We start from the raw sequence: 18,992 nt of genomic DNA, 5'->3' as shown, positions 1-18,992 counted from the left end.
GTTCCTCCATCTGAACATGAATTTCATTGCAGCTTGTGGAATTCTATGGAGTGACACTACCAGACTGATTGTTCCATCCGCTACGGAAATCGAATTTTCGGTTTATGATAGACCTGTCACATTGCGGCATTAAGAATCTTACATCTCTATAACCTGCAATAGTAAAACAAAACCAGCGGAGAGGGGGGGATTCGAACCCCCGGTCCACTTTCATGGACACAGCATTTCCAGTGCTGCACAATCAACCACTCTGCCACCTCTCCGGGTGCATAGCTCTGAAATTCTACAACGTCTGCATCAAGAAGCCAGCAGTCGAGAACCAGAAGTCAACCTACATTGTGATGCCTGAAAGTTACGATTGGTTCATTCCTTTCGGGTGGAACCTGCAGCAGAACGGTGAAAGTGTACCTGTTTCCAGGCAGAGCCATTTTTCTGCCAGATCCGTGTTTCTTCAAAAGCAACGGTCTGTGGCCCCGTGTCGGCTACGCTTTGAATCAGACGAATGTAACTGACCACGGCCACATCGCCCATGATGCGAACATGTGGCTGAACCAGTGTGACCAGGCCGGGCCGTGAACCGCCTCCCAGTTGGAAATAGAACTGATGAAAGGGCATACCCTGCACCAGGTTTCCACATGCTTCTGGTTCAAAACAGGTTATCGAGGAATTGGTGAGTGCCTGATAGACCGCCCAGTCTTTCGCTGTGATGGCATCCAGCAGCTTTTGTGTGAGTTGGATCAGGTTCAGTTCTTCTGATGAGAGCGACATGATACTTGTTCCGTCTGCCTGATTGTGGGAGGACATTGAAACGTGGTAAGCTATATTATCATAGTGCCTGGCACGTCAGGAAAAGACACCAGCATATGCAACTCCATTCGCTGGCGGACAGGCTCTGCTGTTTGCAGACAATTCATAGTGCATGAACAGGAAACCGAGTGGCTTCGCTGTACGTCATTCAAGGTTCTGATGAAGGCAAGCGTTTTGAACTGACTACCCAGGTAGTCGGCTTGGGGCGTGAAGCGAATAACACCGTACGTCTTCATGATACTGAAGCCTCACGGCGTCATTCTGAATTGAGGTTACTGCCCAATGGCACGCATCAATTACTCGACCTCGGCAGCAGCAACGGCACTTTCGTCAATGGAAAGATGATCAAGGATGTGGTGCTCAAGCCGGGCGATGAAATCCGCATCGGCCAGACCACGCTTGTTTATCTTGCACTCAGTGGCAACGAAGAGACCGTAACGGTAGAGCAACCTAAAAACAAGTCAGCAGAAGTAGACCTCGTTGGTAAGCCTGCCGACGATGTTCCGTCAGCCATCGTAAAAACTGTCAGTGATACCGCAGGCGCCCGGTTGCTGGCCAAGCCGACAGAAACCGCAGCCAACCCCTGGCTGCGAAACGCCCTGGCTAACTTGAGCGTAATGTACCAGGCCACGCAGGCAGTCAGCCACATTGTCGATAACGATCAACTGCTCGACCGGATCATGGATTTGATCTTTGAAACGATTCAAGCGGACCGGGGTTGTTTCATGCTTCGGCATGACAACGACCGTTTTGAGGCCAAGTCGATTCGTTTTCGTGAAGGCAAGGAACAGCGTGAAAAGATCACGATCAGCAAGACGATCATGGATCACGTGCTGAAAAAAGGCCTGGGGGTACTCACTTCCGATGCAGCCCATGACAAACGGTTCCGTGCAGGCCCCAGTGTGCAGGAGCAGGGTATTCGGGAAGCATTGTGCGTGCCCATGAAGGGTCGGCATGAAACGATTGGGGTGTTGTATCTTGATGTCAAAGCCAACATGGCTGATCTGGCTCAACAAGGAGAAGGCACCACCCGTCTCACTGAAGATCATCTGATGCTGGCAGCCGCCATTGCTCACCAGGCTGCACTGGCGCTGGAAGATACACGATACTATCGTGCCATGATGCAGTCAGAACGCCTGGCAGCTGTCGGGCAAACCATTGCAGCGATCAGTCATCACATCAAGAATATTCTGCAGGGACTGAAGAGTGGTTCCGATCTGTTGAAACTAGGCATCAACGAAGACAACAGACCGCTGTTGCTGCAAGGCTGGAAAACACTGGAAAAGAACCAGGTTCGCATTTACGACCTGGTCATGGATATGCTCAGCTACTCCAAAGAGCGTGAGCCTTCACTGGAAGAAACCGATTTGACTACTGTGGCTAACGAGGTCATCGACCTGCTGGAAGGGCGAGCCAGGGAACTGAATATCACGATTGAAAAGAAATATGATCCGCTGTTAAAACCCTTGCAAGCCGATGCTGAGGGATTGCATAAAGCGCTGCTCAACATCGTCAGCAATGCGGTGGATGCATTGCAGGAGACAAATGACGCAACAATTACGATATCCACCGTACTGGAAAACAATGGCCGCTGGGCACAACTGGTAGTCCAGGACAATGGCCCAGGAATCCCTCCAGAAATCCAGGCGAATATTTTCAAGCCGTTTGTCTCCACCAAAGGTTCCAAAGGCACGGGGCTTGGCCTGGCGGTTTCACGCAAGATCATGCGGGAACATGGTGGTGATGTGATCTTGCACAGTTCTCTTGGTCATGGCGCGAAGTTTATTATGCGACTGCCACTGCCGGCCAGCGATGCAGCCGGGCAGCGTCGTACGATGCTGATTGATGAAAGCCCAGCAGGGGCATAACAGTTATTCAGGCATGTCGATCAACTGTTGTTCATCCCTCTGGCGTGAACGATATCGATACCAGCCAGCGCCAAGCCCTGCAGCGACCAACAGTGAAGTCAAGATTATCGTGCCTGGTTCGGGAATGGCTGTGGTATGAATCCAGTTGGCGGTGAAATCATCGAAAACTGCAAAGCCTGATACATCACCATAGATTCCCTGCGGGCCTTGCCCTTGTGCATTTTGCGTTGCAATGAAACTGCTGACGCCGGCAATCTTCCACACACCATTATCGAAAAAAAAGACGGGGCTGCCGCTGTCGCGTGGTCCGAGCATGTACTCCAGATCTTGTGGTGCAGCAGTGGTATTGAATCCATTGATGATTGAAAGCAAGGTTGAAAGATTGGTATCGGGACTGATGAAATCAGCCAGCATAATGGTGGTGGGAGTGGTTCGCGTCAGGGTGGTATTGTTAAAGACGTTATTGCCTTCGATGAAGTAGCTGCGGATCATCATGTTACCGGCGCGCCGGGTGCCGAAGGAGTTGGGGTCATACCCGGTGACTCCGTTCCCCGTTGCTCCATAGCCAACGTTGGTAACAACCTGATCGAGAATAGGTCCGCGGTAGAGCGAATAGACCTGCGTTGCCACACCGTCAGCAATGGGGTTGCCGTTCAGCTGAATCAGTCGAAAATCGTTACCATTGATGACGCTGCCAGTCCAGTTGGGATGGGGGACATTCTGCAAGACCTGGTAAGAAGTTTGATTGGGTGTCCCTAATCCAAAGGTAACTTCAGTAATACCGGGAAGGTGTCCAGCCGTCAGCAGCCAGTTCGGTGCGATCAGGGTACCTGCGGAGGGTGAAAAGAATTCAACGGTTCCGATACCATTAAACTGAGGCTGAGCAGCTAGGTTGGTGTAGGATGCATCGGGGCGGTCATGCCGGATGACCCCGGCCTGTGATGTTGAGAAAACAACGAAAAACAGGCTGAAAACGAGACCTGAGCGAAGCATCGTGTTCACGGTTCATTCCTTAAAAAGCACTTGATGGCGGGCAGCATCAAGTGCTGTTCACGATAACAAAAGCAGGTTACCGGTCAATGGCCAGGCACCGGTTAAATCAGTTTCTTCATCTTTGCTTTGATTCGATTATCGTACTTGTACTCTGTGCCCATGTGCAATCCGGATCACAAGGAAGAGAGCCGCAGCACGCCTCAAAAACTGGCTGAGCGTGCGTTGAAAAGTGGCAATGAACATGCCATCAAGTTCACCGATGTGATGCTGAACGAGTATGCGATTGCTCCAGACCCGGTGTACCTGGCGGCTGCGGAGGATGCGATTGGGCGGCCGTAATTTTCTCTCCCCCATACCAAGGGGGAGTTGGAGGGGATTGATTCAGCAGAAAGAGACCCCACCCAACCTCCCCTTGGTAAGGGGAGGAGCAATCAAGCAGAAAGCCGGTTTAACTTGTGATGGTTAAACCGGCTTTCGTTACTGTGCAGATTGCAAGGGTTATTGGGCGGGTTGTTGTTCAGGATTGAACTCACCCTGTTCGAGATCATCCTGTAAGCGAGCCAGGGCAATGGCCCACTTTTCAGGAGTATCGTAGGTGCCCGCTTCAATTTCCCGGCGTACACGTACGACCAGGTCCCAACGCAGCCGAGGCACAGCAGCATCACGCGGTGTGGTGAACATAAGGTGACAATCTAAGGTGTGAATCAGGGGTGAAGGAATCCATGAAGTATACCATTCATGGCGGAAGCGCGTAGTAAGAAAGCTGCTTCTTTGGAACCAATTCGATCCTGGCGACATAGATGAACATCCTCAAGGTGCAATTGCCAGGCGTGGGAAGCAACCTCCAACCGAGGCACCCAGCCATGAAGCCGCGTCGTGCCAAAGTGTATCGACCTCTGGCTTTGACTACACCACAGAGTTTGCCACAACTTCCAAGCTTCTCTCATGAGTAAAGTCCGGTTGGTCTATCCATTCATGCTCATCCATTGACACCAACAATACCGTCTGTTCGGGCGATGACAGCCTTAATGAGGATGCCTTCATCAGGAAGATATTTCTCGAATTCATAGATGGAAAAATAACTGCATTTTTCAAACGATTACGTTGTCATGAGGGTGACAATCAGCATCAGAGATGGTTTTTCATGGATTCTGCACTGCGAACAGGATTGGAATCTTGTTCCACACCATCAGGATTCGTTTTCCATCGATTCTGCACCGTGAATCGCTTTTTCGAATTCCTTATCCCAGGCCTCATGCAGCGTGTCGATCGCTTTCTCCAGTGGAACAATTCGAATCTGATCACCGTGACGAGTTACCAATCCGAAGCGTTCCAGCTTGGCCAGTGAATCATGAATTTCAAAGTCCACGATCTGCCCAGTCTGTTTCTCCAGAAAATCTTCAATGAAGTCGTCTAATTGTTCTGCGGTCCAACCTTCCTGCGGTGCAAATTTCCATAGGCAGAAGTAGCCCAGGATGGCTTCCCGCCATTCCTGATGTTCCGCTTCGTTGAGCAGGTTGTAGAGCACGCCTGCATTGTTATCTAGGTTCTGATAATACAAGCTGCGAGTCAGTTGCAAACTGTACTGATTTCGTGTGAAATTGTAGGAATAGTAGCTGCGGTAGCCGTACGTGCCGGAAGCAGCAGCCAAGCTCCATATGCCAAGCGCCCCGGCACCGACCGGACCTTTGATGAAGGCCAATCCCACCAGTTTCAGAATGGGAACGATCACCGCATTCCAGGCAGTGAGAATAAAAAACGTGAGCAGTGGAAAGCTGAGCTTGGTCTTGTCAATATTGCTCATCTTGAGCCTGGCGCCGGGCAGGAGCATTTCCATATCTTCCTGTGGAATGTCCTTGAAGGCTTTCATGTAAACACCGGAACTGTTTACCTCGGGGCCGATGCGTGTCTTGGAATCTTCCCGCAGCTTGAGCATAATGACCAGTCGACGATATATCGGAACTTCCACTTCCTCCATTTTCCACATGCGTTTCCAGTTACGGAAACTGCGTTTGCCGGTAGTTTTTCCGCGAACATAGACCGATAAGCGGTCAAAGATACCGAAATCGACATCCATGCTCAGGCCCCAGCGGCTGCGACCTTGGAGGGCAGCGGTCAGTTCTTCTTCCGTGACATGGTGGAAATTAGCCCGTATGAGCATATGGGAGAACGTAGAGAACAGTTTTCCCAACTGAATAGAGCGATCCATCGTACTGACCGATCGCAATAGCGTCGTTTCACGATCAGGATCGAAAGGTGCATAATCTTCCGCTAATTCTTCAATGATTCGCAGGAATTCGAAGTGAAACAGCGAGGCCAGCAGATTGGAAATGATGCGCCACTGTTTTTGCTGTTCGGGAGTGACACCCTCAACGTTGCACAGCAGGTCAATCAGTTCGTTTCGGCGAACGGGGATGTAATGCTCGCGGTCCGTGTATTCTGCCATGAGAATTATTCTAAGACCCCTACCGTACTGGGGAATCTAAAATCGATCACGGCCATTCCCAGCAGGAAAGTTGATCATCTTCGTTAAGAACATGTTTGGAAACCAGAAGTTGCAGATTCTGATGTACCTCATGCATGTTTTCCGGACGATGGCTGGACCGATAAGCCAGGCACCTGTCAACCAGTTGCGCCAGGGCGGGTATGCATTGTGGATTGCGTGCAGCTACCGGTTTGTAATGCCGTTTCCATCCATCCTCATCAAGGGGAACAGAATTGTCGCCTTGAGGTAATACCAGTGGAATATGTTGCCATGTCAGCAAACGGTACATGGTAGCGCCGAAATTGAACATGTCAGACTTTTCACTGACCTGCATTTTGACTTGTTCGGGAGCCATGTATTCTGGCGTGCCCTGGATACGATGTTTATCCTGCCCTTTAATCCAAGCCAGGCCATAATCAATGACTTTCACCTGACCACTGCGACTGAGCATGATGTTGTTAGGTTTGATATCACCATGGCAGATGTTGCGGCGATGCATCATCTCAAGTGCTGAGGCGATATCCCGGAAAATCTGTAACTGAACGGGCGGTGGAATGATTTTAAACTGGTCGAGTGTCTTACCATTGACAAACTCGATGAGTTGCTTGACTTCCTTGACACCGCCGAAGAAACCAAACGATTTCTGTTTTTCCAGAGCATGTATTTTGATCAGGTTGGGGTGATCGAGTTTTTTGGCTACTTCAAATTCATGTTCTGCCTGATCGAGGAATTTCAAATCGTCTTCTGATTCGATCTTAACGATTTTAAGGGCATATTGTCGGCCATCGCTGTTTCGTCGTATTTGCAGAATCGAACTGTGAGCGCCTACCCCCAATTTGTTCAGTACCTGAAATGTACCAATTTTTTCAGACATTATCGGGAATCCGGCAGAAGCAATTGGCAGTCGATGCGATAGGGGATTATAACAAATCAGAGTAATGCTGTGAGGCGGCAATTTCGCAGAACATCAAGATTTTCAACCAGGACCAGTAATGCCTCTCCTCCAAGCTGGTGTTGCTCGATACACGAAGCAAGCCCAGGAACATGTAACTGAAGAACGCCTGACCCGGCGCATCGGCCAGGATCTCTTTGCCAGGCTCGAAGGCGGCAAGCCCACGGTGTTTTCACCGAAATGGTTTGACGACCAGCTCATGGCGTGGAGCATGGAAGATGAACTGGTGAAAGTCCAGCTCTTCCGGTTTATTGATGTGTTGCCAGCGTTGTTGGGATCCAATGCCAATATCGTGCAGCATGTCAAGGAATACTTCGGCCTGGCCAAGCACCGTTTACCCATGGTGGCCCGTTGGGGGCTGAATGTACTCCCCAAGCGTGGACCCATTGCCGGGTTGGTTGCCAGCACTGCCAAGACCAATGCTATTCGCCTGGCCAAACGGTTCATAGCCGGGAGCAATGTTCCTGAAGCCCTCGTGGCTATTGAAGCACTTCGCAAGAAGGATTGTGCCTTCACGATTGATTTGCTTGGTGAAGCGGTGCTGACCGAAGCTGAGGCGGATCATTACCAGCATCAATACCTGGAACTGGTGGAAGGGTTAACCAACGCTGCACAATGGCGAACCGATCCACAAATGGATTGCGATCACCTGGGGCCAATGCCCAAGGTCAATATCTCCATCAAGATTTCGAGTCTGTACAGCCAGTTTGATCCGATTGATCCGGATGCATCTGCAGCGGCAGTGAAAGTCAGGCTGCTGCCTATCCTGCGAATGATTCGTGATCGTGGTGCATTCGTTAACATTGATATGGAGCAGTTTTCCTATAAGGAAACCACGCTACGCATCTTCGAAGAAGTGTTCAATGAACCGGAATTCCGCAACTGGCCTCATGTTGGAATTGCAATACAGGCATATCTGAAATCATGCACGGAAGACCTGGCTCGACTGCGTGATTTTTCCCAGCGGCGAGGCACACCGTTCTGGGTGCGACTGGTGAAAGGCGCTTATTGGGATTACGAAACAGCCATCGCAGATCAGAATGACTGGGAACCGCCGGTCTTCATGAACAAGTGGGAAAGCGATGTCAATTACGAGAAGCAGACACGGTTTCTGCTCGAAAACTATCAACTTCTTCGCCCTGCTTTTGGCAGCCATAACATCCGCAGCATTTCGCACGCACTGGCGGTAGCTGACACGCTCGGTCTGCCCAAGCAGTGCATTGAGTTTCAATTGCTGTATGGCATGGCAGATCAGATCAAGGATGCTCTGGTGGAAATGGGGCACCGGGTTCGGGTGTATACACCTTACGGCCAACTATTGCCGGGTATGGCTTACCTTGTTCGCCGACTTCTGGAGAACACCGCGAACCAGTCCTTCCTGCGGGCCAGCTTCATCGAGCATGTTTCCGAATCGGAACTTCTTCAGAATCCTGCAGACTATGGTGCATCATTGCAAAATCATCATGTGACTCCTTCGACTAACTCATCCCCCAAGAATGTTGACCCCATGTTCAAAAACGAAGCCCCGATAGATTTCAGCCAGGAAGCAGGCCGAGCAAAGCAACGGGAAGCACTCGCCCGCGTGAAAACGCAACTGGGAAAGACTTACCCTCTACTCATTGCAGGCAAAGCGATTGAAACCAAAGAGACTATTGCTTCCCTGAATCCGGGGAACACCTCTCAAGTTGTTGGCAAGGTTGCCAAGGCATCGCCAGAACAAGCGAAGCAAGCGGTGGCTGCTGCCAGTAAAGCCTTTGCCGCCTGGCGTGATACTTCTGTTGAAGAACGTTGTGCCATCATGGATCGAGCGGCAGACCTGATGCACGAACGTCGCTTCGAACTCTGTGCCTGGTTTATTCTGGAAGCAGGAAAGCAATGGCGGGAGGCTGATGGTGAACTGTGTGAAGCGATTGATTTCTGCCGCTATTATGCAGCCGAGATGCGCAAGCTGGCCAAGCCACAACGTCGCGATCTGATGGGCGAAGAGAATGAATATTTCTACGAGCCACGTGGAGTTACCACGGTTATTGGCCCGTGGAATTTCCCGCTGGCCATTCCATGTGGCATGACCGTGGCAGCACTGGTCACTGGCAACCCGGTGATCTACAAGCCTGCGGAACAAACGTCAGTCATCGCAGCACACATGGTTAACATTCTGCATGAAGCTGGTGTACCTAAAGATGTATTGCACTATCTACCCGGTGTTGGTGAAGAGATTGGGCCTGTGCTAGTCAGTCATCCTGAAGTGGCACTGATTGTCTTTACCGGTTCACGAGCCGTCGGGTTAATGATCAATCGCCAGGCTGCTGAGACACCTCCAGGCCAGCCTTTTGTGAAGAAGGTGATTACGGAAATGGGTGGCAAGAATGCCATCATTGTTGATGATGATGCTGATCTCGATCAGGCAGTGGCAGGCACGCTGGCTGCAGCCTTCGGATTCCAGGGGCAGAAGTGCTCTGCTGCGTCACGCGTGATTGTGCTGCAGTCGGTCTATGACACTTTCCTCAATCGCCTGGTGGAAGCAGCCAAGGCGATTCGGGTGATGCCTGCGGAAGAGCCAGGCAGTTTCGTTGGCCCGGTGATCGATGACGAAAGCCGACAGCGGATTCTGAAGTACATTGAAATAGGCAAACAAGAAGCCCGACTGGTGCATGCCACCGACATTGGCAACCTGGCTGAACAGGGTTACTTTGTCGGGCCACATATCTTTGCCGATGTGCCTGCAAACGCCAAGATTGCACAAGAAGAAATCTTCGGACCTGTCCTTGCCATCATCAAGGCCAAAGACATAGACGAGGCGCTCAAGATCGCCAACGGTACCGAGTACGCACTGACCGGCGGTCTCTTCTCACGCAGCCCAGCCAACATCGCCCGCATTCGTCGCGAATTCCGTGTTGGCAACCTTTACATCAATCGCAAGATCACTGGCGCCATCGTTGATCGCCAACCCTTTGGCGGCTTCAAGATGAGCGGCATCGGCTCCAAAGCCGGCGGGCCTGATTACTTGCTGCAGTTTGTCAATCCGCGTTGCATTACCGAGAATACGATGCGGCATGGGTTTGCGCCGAGTGTGGAGAAGGGGGAGTTGGTCACCACAACCAGAAAAAATCTATGAATAAAGTTCTTCAAACAAGTGATTGTCTACTGCTTTCCCTTGGCAGAGATGAACTCAAGGGCATCTCCAATGCCTTGAACGAAGTTTGCAATGGTGTCCATATTGATGACTCAGAGTTCCGAACAAGACTTGGAGTGACTAGGGCATTTCTTCAATCAATCCTTACGCAACTGAATTCCAAAGCAATCGAAGCTTATCAGCGCGCTGATGTCTGGAATGACAACGGGGCAGTCCAAGTGATTTGTGTCACGGTTTTTGGAGATCCAGTTGATATGAGTGCAGACCATGCAAAAGCTATGGTGGATAAGATTCAGTCCTGCCTTTCAAACTGACCAATCTTCTAATTCAAGACCAGTCACTCGTTTGAAGTCTCTGAGATTTCGGGTAACAACCACGGCTTGATGTTCCAATGCAATTGCTGCAATTTTCAAATCCATGGAGCCGACGTTGAGTTTGGCTTTCCGCAAATCATTCCATCGGTCAATGGCCTTTTCCGTATAAGGCATGATGTTAATTCTACCCAGGAAGTGAGTTGTATGCTGCAGATGAAGATAAGCTTCGGCAACATCTGACTTGGTTTTGGCACGGCGGATTTCTGAATACCAGCCAGTCAATTGCTCTTCGACACTGATCACTGAGATGCAAAGGTCAGTTGGTGAATGTTGTTTGACGTGATGCTTAACACGTGGATGCCCATCTGCCAAGAGCGTTAACGTATCGGTGTCCAGCAAATAGAGCATTAATCCAATGACTCCCGACAATTGACCTCATCTCGATATTCTTTCATCGACTGTTTCCATGATCGGGTAAGGGCATTGTTAGGCAACGTACCCGCCATTTCCACCCAGGGGTTGCTGCTTTCATCGATGGGAATCATCATCATACGTGCGCCTGCTGCCAGTCGGGCTCGCACCATGCTCTGCACGTGAGAAACCGCTTCGTCCACGGTATCCCCTTCAGCGCTGACTACCCAAGGCTCCCCTGATTTGGCGCGAAAGCGGATCTTGCTCCCCGCGATAGGTTCTACCAGCACTGGAATTTCCATCACTCTGCTCCAAGAACGTCTGTCAAACATACATGCCTCAGCCAATATTAGTATACACCAATTCCATCTCAAATATGCAAGCGATATCCGTACCATACTTCCATGCCAACCAAGCAACCCACCCTCTTCACCGATGCTCCGGTCACTGTCAGCCAGATTACAGGCGAACTGCGGGATCTGTTGAACGAAACCTATGCCGATGTTTCGGTCATTGGCGAAGTGACCAACCTCAACAAGCATATCAGCGGGCACTATTACTTTTCGATCAAAGATGCTTCTGCCACGCTTAAGTGCAAGATGTGGTCAAGCTCGGTCAAGCGTCTCAAGTTCGAGATGAAGAATGGCTTGACCATCATCGTAAAAGGACAGCTCGATTTCTATGCGCCGTACGGCGAATGCTCGCTGATTGCCTCCTCGATAGTGCCGCAAGGCATCGGGCCACTCGAACTGGCGTTCAGGCAACTGTACGAAAAGCTCGAAGCCAAGGGGTGGTTTAGCCCCGAACACAAGAAGCCCATTCCAACATTTCCCAAGCGGTTGGGGCTGGTCACCAGCGAAAGCGGGGCTGTGCTGCGGGATATGTTACGCATTATCCGGGAACGCTGGGCGCTGACAGAAATCTGGGTGGTGCCGGTGCCTGTGCAAGGTGAAACTGCAGCGGGAAACATCGCCAAGACTATTACTCGGCTCAACAGCCTTGATCCGCAGCCCGATCTGCTCATCCTCGCCCGTGGTGGTGGCAGTTTGGAAGACCTCTGGGCTTTCAACGAAGAAGTGCTGGCTGAAGCCATCCATCGTTCAAGCATTCCCATCATTACCGGCATAGGCCACGAGCCTGATACGACGATTGCAGATATGGTGGCGGACTTGCGTGCCCCCACACCTACCGCTGCAGCAGGCCTTGCTGTTCCATCAAGATCAGATTGGCATGAGCGGCTGACAGCACTCTATCGAACCTTGCGACACAACACCGTGGATCAGTTACGCTGGGAATGGGAAAGACTTCAGCGATTGCGTCAACATCGCCTGTTTGCGCGTCCTATGCAGCAACTGACCGATGCAAGGGAAAATGTGGACGATTGGAACGAACGACTGGTGCGAGCTACGACAACGAGGCTGGTTCAGCTGCAGAAAGACCTGGCTCGGCAAGCATCGATGCTGGCAGCCTTGTCTCCACTACAGGTACTCTCACGAGGCTACAGCCTGACCCGTAAACTGGAAAACGGCGATACTGTCAGTCGGAGTAATGAGGTTGAGCCGGGGGAAACACTGGAAACTGTCCTTCATCAGGGAAAAATCAGAAGCACGGTCATCAGCAGGGAATAAGATAGCAGCATGGAAATCAAAAAAAACACCACATTCGAAGATGCCATTGGCAAGCTGGAAGAACTGGTTCGCCGCATGGAAACGGGCCAGTTGCCTCTGGCGGATTCGCTGAAAGCTTATGAGGATGGCATCGGCCTGATTAAGCATTGTCATGGCTTGCTGAAGACTGGTGAAGCGAAGATCATCAAACTGACTGGTACGGATGAAACCGGCAAGCCAATCCTGGAACCTTTCCTTTCCGATCCAGATTCCAGGATGTAGGTCGCCATGACTGTAGATTCGTTTCCACAATATCTGAAAACACTCCAGATCGAGATAGATTTCTGGCTGACGGCTTACGTGGATCGACTGGAACAGCAGCAAGTTGTACAGAAGCGATTGATCGAATCGATACGGTATTGTCTGCTGGCGCCAGGCAAACGCATCCGACCTGCCCTGGTGCTGATGACCTGCGAAGCCATGGGCGGAACACGAATCACAGCATTGCCAGCGGCAGCAGCGGTGGAGATGATTCATAACTATTCGCTCATCCATGATGATCTACCTGCAATGGATGATGATGACCTTCGGCGAGGCCGGCCCACCTGTCATAAGCAGTTTGATGAAGCGACGGCCATCCTGACGGGTGATGCCCTGCTGACACTCGCGTTTCAGGTGCTTGCTGAAGAAGTGGCTTCGTCTGAACTTTCGCGGAACTGCATCAAAGAGTTGTCCCAGGCTGCGGGCCTTACTGGCATGATCGGTGGGCAGATGGATGACATCCTGCAGGAAGGCAAAGCGGGTTCATTACAACAATTGCAGTCAATCCACGAGCGAAAGACTGGGGCACTGTTGCGAGTATCGGTTCGGCTGGGGGCACTTACAGCCTGGCAGGGAAAATACGACTCCGAAAAACTGGCTCATTTGAACCGGTTTGCAGAATCGCTGGGCTTGGCATTTCAGATTACTGACGATCTGCTCGACGTACAAAGCCAGCCTGAACAACTGGGGAAAGCGACTCAGAAGGATGCGGACAAGGGCAAGCTGACGTATCCGGGACTCTTGGGAATTGAAAGAACCAGACAAGAGTTGCAAGCAGCTTACGAACGGGGAATGATGGCAGTGGATCAACTGGGGGAACGGGCTGCTGTCTTGCGTGAGGTGCTGCGGTTTGTGGTAGAGAGAGATCGTTAAAGTGTGAATTGTCACGATACAATCGTGACCCACGACACGAAAAAAGCCGGTAACTTTCAGTTACCGGCTTTCAAATTATCAGGTTCTGTTCAGCTTACTGAACAAAGGTGTTACCGATCTTTTCTTCCTCTTCTTCATTGATGATGATGCGTGGAGTCACCATGAACATCAGTGAGTTAGCTGACTTACCATATGACTGATTGCGGAATAGGCGATTGACATATGGAATCTTGCTGAGGATAGGAGGACCGAATTCGCGGCGTTGTTCACGCATCGTTTTCAATCCACCAACAAGAATCGTACCGCCATCAGGCACCATGACCGTAGTTGCCAGGGTAATGGTTTCTGTAACAGGCTGTTGTACGCTAATGCCTGCCACAGCATTAAAGACTCTTGAACCATCTGTCACACGCTGAATGACAGGCTGCATGGTCAACTGCACATATCGACGGTCGTTGGTAACAACCGCCTGAACTGTCAGCGTGATTCCAGAATTGAACGCCTGTTGAACAGGAGTGAACACTGGAATACCGTTGAAGAAATTAGGCGTAGCAGTGACTGCAGTCACGAACAGTTCCTGTTGGACAGTGCTGATCGAGGCAGCCTGCCCATTGAACATGGTGATCTTAGGTGCCTGCAGCGTACTGTTGCGGATATCACCCTGAACAGCTTCCATCACCAGGAACACCTGGATACTGCTGAGGAACGCTACACCCACATCCAGACCACCTGTTTGTCCCGGAGCACCGATTCCAGCGAAACCGGTAGGCAGACGAGCTGCACGGTAGCTGTCATTGGAGATGGGGATGTTCAGATTGTTGGTAAAGTTACCGGCAGGAGTCAGACCCACCACCACACCACTGGTATGATCAGGATAATTGAGCATGCCGTTGGGGGCGAAGTTGGCAGAAGCCACCTGCTGATCAAACTGGGTCTGCTTGTCCGGTATGGAGACATTGAAGTCCACACCCATGCGTTCGAAGAAATCATCCGTCAGCGTGAGGATACGGACTTCGACGGTGATCTGCACTTCCTGCAGCTCACGGAGACGCTTGATCAGTTCATCAATCTGTTCCTGTATGTCGGAAGATTGAGAAACCACCAGAGTCATACCCATGGGATAGTATTCAATGGTGCCTGTACCACCAGAAGCAGAACCCTTCCAGCTTTCCGGTTCGATACTGCTGGTGATGAGATGAATCAACTGCTTTTCCAGCGTCTGGCCTGTACGGCGAGGCTGCAACTGAGCGCCGTTGAGATTCTGCGCGGGTGGGTTGTAGCTATCCCGATTGCCACCCTGGCCAGCGAAGGCATTGAAATCACTTACACCTGTGGTGGAAACCGGTACTGCCTGCTGATTGTTCAGGTTAGGCAGATTCGCCATGTCATCGCGTGGGACGATGATATCGTGCACCGCATAGCTGCGGCGTATTTTATGGCTGGAACGGGCTTCCCTGGTGGTGATGTTGATCACACCATCCTTGACGTAGTAGGTCAACTGTGCGTTGCTGAGTACAGCGTTCAGAACTGTCTTCAGTGGCACGTTGTTCAGTGTCACAGAGATGGGCATCTTGGGATCGATGCCAGCATATTCCAGGGCGAAAGCTTCAATCAGCATGTTGGTCTGGCTGAGAGTTCGCAGTTCATCAACCACTTCCACCAGAGGCTTATTGCGGAAGTCGACGCTTACATTGGAATACAACTTGCTGTTACTGGGCAGTTCGTCCTTCTTGTCGCGGTTCATGCGTTCCACGACTTTTTGAATACGTCCCATGGACTTTGACTGGAAGTCAGGGGTGAACTGAACAGGATTATCATCACTTACCACGGCTTTACTGCCTAAGTCATCCATTGCACGTACGAACTGATCCTGTCCGGTACGAACAATGCGTTTTTCTTCTGAAAGATTACGAATCGTCCTGGCCTGTTCACGGGCAGCGTCGATGGCGACGTTGTCAGGATCAATAGCCAGGGCACGTTCTGCACGGGCTTCCGCCTCGGCAAACTTGCCTTCCTTCATGAAGTTCCTGTACTCGGTCATCAGTGAAGTGACCTGGTTACGGCGGTTTTCCTCGTCAGCGACCTTGCGGAGCTTGGCATTCTGTTTGGAATCCAGCTTCTCGCGAGCTTCGCGTTCGAAGGCAACCTGTTCGTTGACTCGTTCATAGTTCTTGAGCTTGAACTCGAGCTGGCGAGCCATTTCAGCTGCCTTGGGAACATCGACATCGGCTTTCTTGACGGTTTCCAGCGTGCTCTTCAGTTCAACAATGGCGCCATCGAAGTTGCCCTGCTGGGACAGTTTCTGAGCACGAGCAATGCTCGTATTCTTGAGTTCATTCAATCGCTGGGATTCAATTTCGTGCTTCTTGCGGACATCGTCGAGCAAGGCACTCTGACCACTGGCTTTATTGGGAACATCCTGCACTCCGCCTGCCATCTGGATCAGACTTTTTTCAGTCTGGAACACAGGGCTGGAGAGGAGTTCGTTCAGATGTTTGCTCTTGGCTTCATCGAGCAGTTTGCGGTCGATTTTTTCGGCATAGCTCTTAGCCAGATCAAATTCCTTGCGGTTCATGGCCTTGACGACCAGGTCGTAGTACTGCTCAGAAGTCTTGATGGCAGCTTTCATGTCAGCAGCATCGAGCTGTGCCAGGTACTGACCAGCCTGGGTCTTCATGCCGTAAGGGCCTTCGTACAGTGCATTGGCCAGCTTGCGAGCCTGAACTAGTTGTCCTTCGCGGACGCACTGTTCAATGTCGCTGCAGAGTTTCTTACCCTGGCTGGCAACATCCGTTGCAGCAGGGACAGTCAATGTGCCAGGCACTGTGGTAGTGTTGCCCATTTGAGGGGCAGGCACATTAAAGGTCATGGCCAGGTTGGTGACGTAATTGCGATACTGCTGAGCTTCACCTGTTCTGCCTCGCTGAGCCAGAGTCTCAGCAGCTTTAGTGTAGGTATCCACCTGCTGACGAGCCTTGACTTGAAGATCAGCCAGCATGGTTTCAGGCAGTTCATCGCCCTGTTGATAGACAACACCCAGCGCCTTGGCTTCCATGACAGCCTTGCGGGCGCCCATGATATCACCAGATTTGGTCATCACACGGGCATTGGCCAGCAGTTGCAGAGCCTTGGTTCGCTTGACATCAGCTACGGCAGGATTAGCCTTGGCATCGCGTGTGGCTTCAATGGCTTTGACTGCAGCCAGGATGCTGTCGGGGTTATCAGCTGTGGCAACACCCATCGATTTGACGGTGGCAGCTTTCTGCAGAGCAGCCTCGTACTGTCCCTTGTTCAGGTCCATACGGGCTTCAGCCATCAGGCGGTTAGCCTGAGTGACCTTTGAATCGTTATTAGCTGCAACCTGAGGAACGGGTTGCTGAGGCATAGCAGGTGGCGTCGTGACGGGCGGCTTGCTGACTGGAGGTACAGCAGGAGCCGTCATATTGCTGGCAACCACTTTGGAATTAACATCTGGAGTCTTGGCGACTTCGTTGAGTGGAGCCAGTGGTTTAGTCTTGACTGCCACTGCCTTCTTGGCCTGAATCTCAGCCATCAGCTTGTCGGGACGTTCGCCACCGAAGTCCTCGAACATGCCATACTCACTCTTGAGCATCTTCGATTGAGCACAGCATTTTTCTGCTTCATCGAGATTGCCTGTGTTCAGATGCTGACGAGCCTGAACAAGGAGTTCACCAGCACGTTTGCCGTTGACAGTTTCCCGGCTCTTCATGACATCAGCCAGAACCTTGTCTGGATTGTCTTCAAAGAGGCCCCAGTCTTTCTTGGCCAGGCGAGCGCTATTGCACAGTTCCTGAGCGCGATCGAAGTTGCCTTGAGCCAGAGCAACACGAGCTTCCTTGACTGCAACGCGTGGATCGCTTGGAACGTTGCTGGCAACCTTAGTGCTGGCAGCACCAGCCCGTTCAGCACGAGCAATGGCTTCATTCAGCTTGGCAGGAGTGTAATCTTCAAACCAGGCCATGTTGACCTTGAGGTCTTCCGCCTGCTTGGTCAGCTTCTTGGCAGTGACGATATCGCCAGCTTGCAGAGCCTGCATTGCTTGCATGCACAACTGCTTGGCCTGAGCCTGCTTCTGGTCTGCAGGAGCACTGGCCGTCATGGTGCCAGACTTGGCAGCACGTGAACGAGCGACAACGATTTCGCTCATCAGCTTGTCAGGATTCTGTTCCCATGGCCAGCGAGTCTTGTAACCTGCCTGCTTGGCGCTAAGAGCATAGGCTTGAGCTTCATCGTAGTTGCCCTGCTTGAAGGCAGCCTGGGCGGCAGCGAACATGTCAGCAGGAGTGTTAACCTTAGGAGTAACGCTGGGCTGTTGCTGGGCAACAACCACAGGATTGGCATTGGCAACAGAACCTGTTGATCTGCTCAAGGCATCGCTGAGCGTTGCAACGCTCTGACGATCCTGCGTGGAGAGATAGGTGTTGGCTTTCAGGCCTTTGACCAAGGCATCAGCTTCCTGATACTTGCCAGCATTGATGAAATCGCTGGCGCGCTTGATCATTTCCTGGCCTTGCTTGCGCATGGCCAGCGCTTTGGAATTATTCTGAACAAAAGTATCCAGTTCCTTCTGCTCAGCAGCACTGAGGCTGGTGCGCAGTTCCTGGGCTTTCTTGAGGTAGACATCCGCGAGTTCAAATTCAAACTTGCGATGATACTCGACGCCATCCTTGAGGATGTCGCGAGGACGAGTTGACCTCTCGCCGCCCGTTTGCACCACATCAGCCGATGGTGGCGCGACTTGTACAGGCACCGTATTATCTGGTGCAGGCGGTAAGGGCAGCCCCTGTGCGAACACTGCCGCCGGGGTCAATCCCAGCAAGCCCACTCCGCCGATCCATGCCAAGGATTTAGCCCGAATCACTGCAGCCTCCTTTCGTGTCCAACCTTCCGGTTCCCTTCGCTCGGCAACTGTCGCCTTCCCCCAGGCGGAGTTGTGGTCCGAGCAAACTGGGTGTCCCGTTGCGTTCCCCGGCGAGCCAGTGGCCCCGTTGGACACGTACGCAGAAACCCCACTCAAGGGTCAGGGTGATAACCGCTTTGACAAGGCGGTCAATGGCAAGTGGCGCTTTTTCTGCGTTTTCCCGCGGTATTTCTCAAGATCGTCTGGCAAGCGAGAGAGGCATGGCGAAGCGGCGAAATCGCAGCGTCTGCCCAGCACGGGCAGTTGAGAGGGTTGATACGCGACGAGAGAATCTGGCAGTTGGGAG

The 18,992-nt window shown here is 51.7% G+C and carries 15 protein-coding genes and 1 tRNA gene; 7 read left to right on the top strand and 9 right to left on the bottom strand.

Going from position 1 to position 18,992, the window contains the following annotated elements; all coding sequences use genetic code 11:
• Positions 1-176: 176 nt before the first annotated feature.
• Together JNJ77_21390 and JNJ77_21385 are read right to left on the bottom strand one after the other, a co-directional pair.
• Positions 177-263: transfer RNA gene (locus JNJ77_21390), tRNA-Ser, on the bottom strand.
• A 100-nt stretch (positions 264-363) separates the two neighbouring features.
• Entirely contained in the window at positions 364-768 is a 405-nt protein-coding gene (locus JNJ77_21385; protein MBL8825155.1) for a DUF4440 domain-containing protein, read from the bottom strand.
• A 167-nt stretch (positions 769-935) separates the two neighbouring features.
• On the opposite strand from JNJ77_21385, the gene JNJ77_21380 reads away from it, so the two are divergent.
• Entirely contained in the window at positions 936-2,675 is a 1,740-nt protein-coding gene (locus tag JNJ77_21380; GenBank protein MBL8825154.1) for an FHA domain-containing protein, read from the top strand.
• Between the two features lie 3 nt (positions 2,676-2,678).
• Here the strand turns inward: JNJ77_21380 and JNJ77_21375 are convergent, their stop codons facing one another.
• Entirely contained in the window at positions 2,679-3,677 is a 999-nt protein-coding gene (locus JNJ77_21375) for a trypsin-like serine protease (protein ID MBL8825153.1), read from the bottom strand.
• A gap of 150 nt (positions 3,678-3,827) precedes the next feature.
• Between JNJ77_21375 and JNJ77_21370 the strand changes: the two genes are divergently transcribed.
• Entirely contained in the window at positions 3,828-4,007 is a 180-nt protein-coding gene (locus JNJ77_21370) for a hypothetical protein (protein ID MBL8825152.1), read from the top strand.
• 159 nt (positions 4,008-4,166) lie between these two features.
• On the opposite strand, the gene JNJ77_21365 is transcribed toward JNJ77_21370, so the two are convergent.
• The 3 genes from JNJ77_21365 to JNJ77_21355 all read right to left on the bottom strand — a co-directional run bounded on the left by JNJ77_21365 (position 4,167) and on the right by JNJ77_21355 (position 7,027).
• Complete coding sequence (locus JNJ77_21365) at positions 4,167-4,349, bottom strand: hypothetical protein (protein ID MBL8825151.1); 183 nt, start codon at positions 4,347-4,349, stop codon at positions 4,167-4,169.
• A 508-nt stretch (positions 4,350-4,857) separates the two neighbouring features.
• Complete coding sequence (locus tag JNJ77_21360; protein MBL8825150.1) at positions 4,858-6,114, bottom strand: DUF3754 domain-containing protein; 1,257 nt, start codon at positions 6,112-6,114, stop codon at positions 4,858-4,860.
• 46 nt (positions 6,115-6,160) lie between these two features.
• A complete protein-coding gene (locus JNJ77_21355) occupies positions 6,161-7,027 on the bottom strand; it encodes a serine/threonine protein kinase (protein ID MBL8825149.1) in 867 nt (288 codons plus the stop codon).
• A gap of 118 nt (positions 7,028-7,145) precedes the next feature.
• On the opposite strand from JNJ77_21355, the gene pruA reads away from it, so the two are divergent.
• Both pruA and JNJ77_21345 read left to right on the top strand, forming a co-directional pair.
• Positions 7,146-10,220, top strand: a complete 3,075-nt coding sequence (pruA, locus tag JNJ77_21350; GenBank protein ID MBL8825148.1) for an L-glutamate gamma-semialdehyde dehydrogenase — start codon at positions 7,146-7,148, stop codon at positions 10,218-10,220.
• A complete protein-coding gene (locus tag JNJ77_21345) occupies positions 10,217-10,552 on the top strand; it encodes a hypothetical protein (GenBank protein MBL8825147.1) in 336 nt (111 codons plus the stop codon). Before pruA ends, JNJ77_21345 begins: the two co-directional genes overlap by 4 nt.
• Here JNJ77_21345 and JNJ77_21340 read toward each other — a convergent pair.
• Both JNJ77_21340 and JNJ77_21335 read right to left on the bottom strand, forming a co-directional pair.
• Positions 10,544-10,960: a type II toxin-antitoxin system VapC family toxin gene (locus tag JNJ77_21340; protein MBL8825146.1), complete on the bottom strand. Its 417-nt coding sequence runs from the start codon at positions 10,958-10,960 to the stop codon at positions 10,544-10,546. The genes JNJ77_21345 and JNJ77_21340 overlap by 9 nt on opposite strands.
• Entirely contained in the window at positions 10,960-11,265 is a 306-nt protein-coding gene (locus JNJ77_21335; GenBank protein ID MBL8825145.1) for a hypothetical protein, read from the bottom strand. Before JNJ77_21335 ends, JNJ77_21340 begins: the two co-directional genes overlap by 1 nt.
• A gap of 102 nt (positions 11,266-11,367) precedes the next feature.
• Here JNJ77_21335 and xseA point away from each other — a divergent pair, with 102 nt between their 5' ends.
• Genes xseA through JNJ77_21320 form a run of 3 tightly spaced genes read left to right on the top strand, consistent with a single transcriptional unit; the run spans position 11,368 to position 13,764 of the window.
• Positions 11,368-12,591, top strand: coding sequence for an exodeoxyribonuclease VII large subunit (gene xseA, locus JNJ77_21330; protein ID MBL8825144.1), 1,224 nt, complete (start codon positions 11,368-11,370; stop codon positions 12,589-12,591).
• Positions 12,592-12,600: 9 nt separating this feature from the next.
• Positions 12,601-12,852 carry an exodeoxyribonuclease VII small subunit gene (gene xseB, locus JNJ77_21325; GenBank protein ID MBL8825143.1) on the top strand — a complete coding sequence of 84 codons (252 nt, stop codon included), beginning with the start codon at positions 12,601-12,603 and terminating at the stop codon, positions 12,850-12,852.
• Positions 12,853-12,858: 6 nt separating this feature from the next.
• Positions 12,859-13,764 (top strand): polyprenyl synthetase family protein, encoded by a 906-nt coding sequence (locus tag JNJ77_21320; GenBank protein MBL8825142.1) that lies wholly within the window; start codon positions 12,859-12,861, stop codon positions 13,762-13,764.
• Positions 13,765-13,858: 94 nt separating this feature from the next.
• Here the strand turns inward: JNJ77_21320 and JNJ77_21315 are convergent, their stop codons facing one another.
• Positions 13,859-18,646, bottom strand: coding sequence for a hypothetical protein (locus tag JNJ77_21315; protein MBL8825141.1), 4,788 nt, complete (start codon positions 18,644-18,646; stop codon positions 13,859-13,861).
• Positions 18,647-18,992: the final 346 nt, after the last annotated feature.

Source organism: Planctomycetia bacterium (assembly GCA_016795155.1).
Classification (GTDB): domain Bacteria; phylum Planctomycetota; class Planctomycetia; order Gemmatales; family HRBIN36; genus JAEUIE01.
Note: the sequence above shows the minus strand (reverse complement) of the source record. Positions and strands in the feature narration are given on the sequence as shown.

Coding starts and splice junctions, on each gene's coding strand:
- JNJ77_21385 (MBL8825155.1), bottom strand. CDS start 768: ATGTCGCTCTCATCAGAAGAACTGAACCTGATCCAACTCACACAAAAG.
- JNJ77_21370 (MBL8825152.1), top strand. CDS start 3,828: ATGTGCAATCCGGATCACAAGGAAGAGAGCCGCAGCACGCCTCAAAAA.
- JNJ77_21365 (MBL8825151.1), bottom strand. CDS start 4,349: ATGTTCACCACACCGCGTGATGCTGCTGTGCCTCGGCTGCGTTGGGAC.
- JNJ77_21360 (MBL8825150.1), bottom strand. CDS start 6,114: ATGGCAGAATACACGGACCGCGAGCATTACATCCCCGTTCGCCGAAAC.
- JNJ77_21355 (MBL8825149.1), bottom strand. CDS start 7,027: ATGTCTGAAAAAATTGGTACATTTCAGGTACTGAACAAATTGGGGGTA.
- pruA (MBL8825148.1), top strand. CDS start 7,146: ATGCCTCTCCTCCAAGCTGGTGTTGCTCGATACACGAAGCAAGCCCAG.
- JNJ77_21345 (MBL8825147.1), top strand. CDS start 10,217: ATGAATAAAGTTCTTCAAACAAGTGATTGTCTACTGCTTTCCCTTGGC.
- JNJ77_21340 (MBL8825146.1), bottom strand. CDS start 10,960: ATGCTCTATTTGCTGGACACCGATACGTTAACGCTCTTGGCAGATGGG.
- JNJ77_21335 (MBL8825145.1), bottom strand. CDS start 11,265: ATGGAAATTCCAGTGCTGGTAGAACCTATCGCGGGGAGCAAGATCCGC.
- xseA (MBL8825144.1), top strand. CDS start 11,368: ATGCCAACCAAGCAACCCACCCTCTTCACCGATGCTCCGGTCACTGTC.
- xseB (MBL8825143.1), top strand. CDS start 12,601: ATGGAAATCAAAAAAAACACCACATTCGAAGATGCCATTGGCAAGCTG.
- JNJ77_21320 (MBL8825142.1), top strand. CDS start 12,859: ATGACTGTAGATTCGTTTCCACAATATCTGAAAACACTCCAGATCGAG.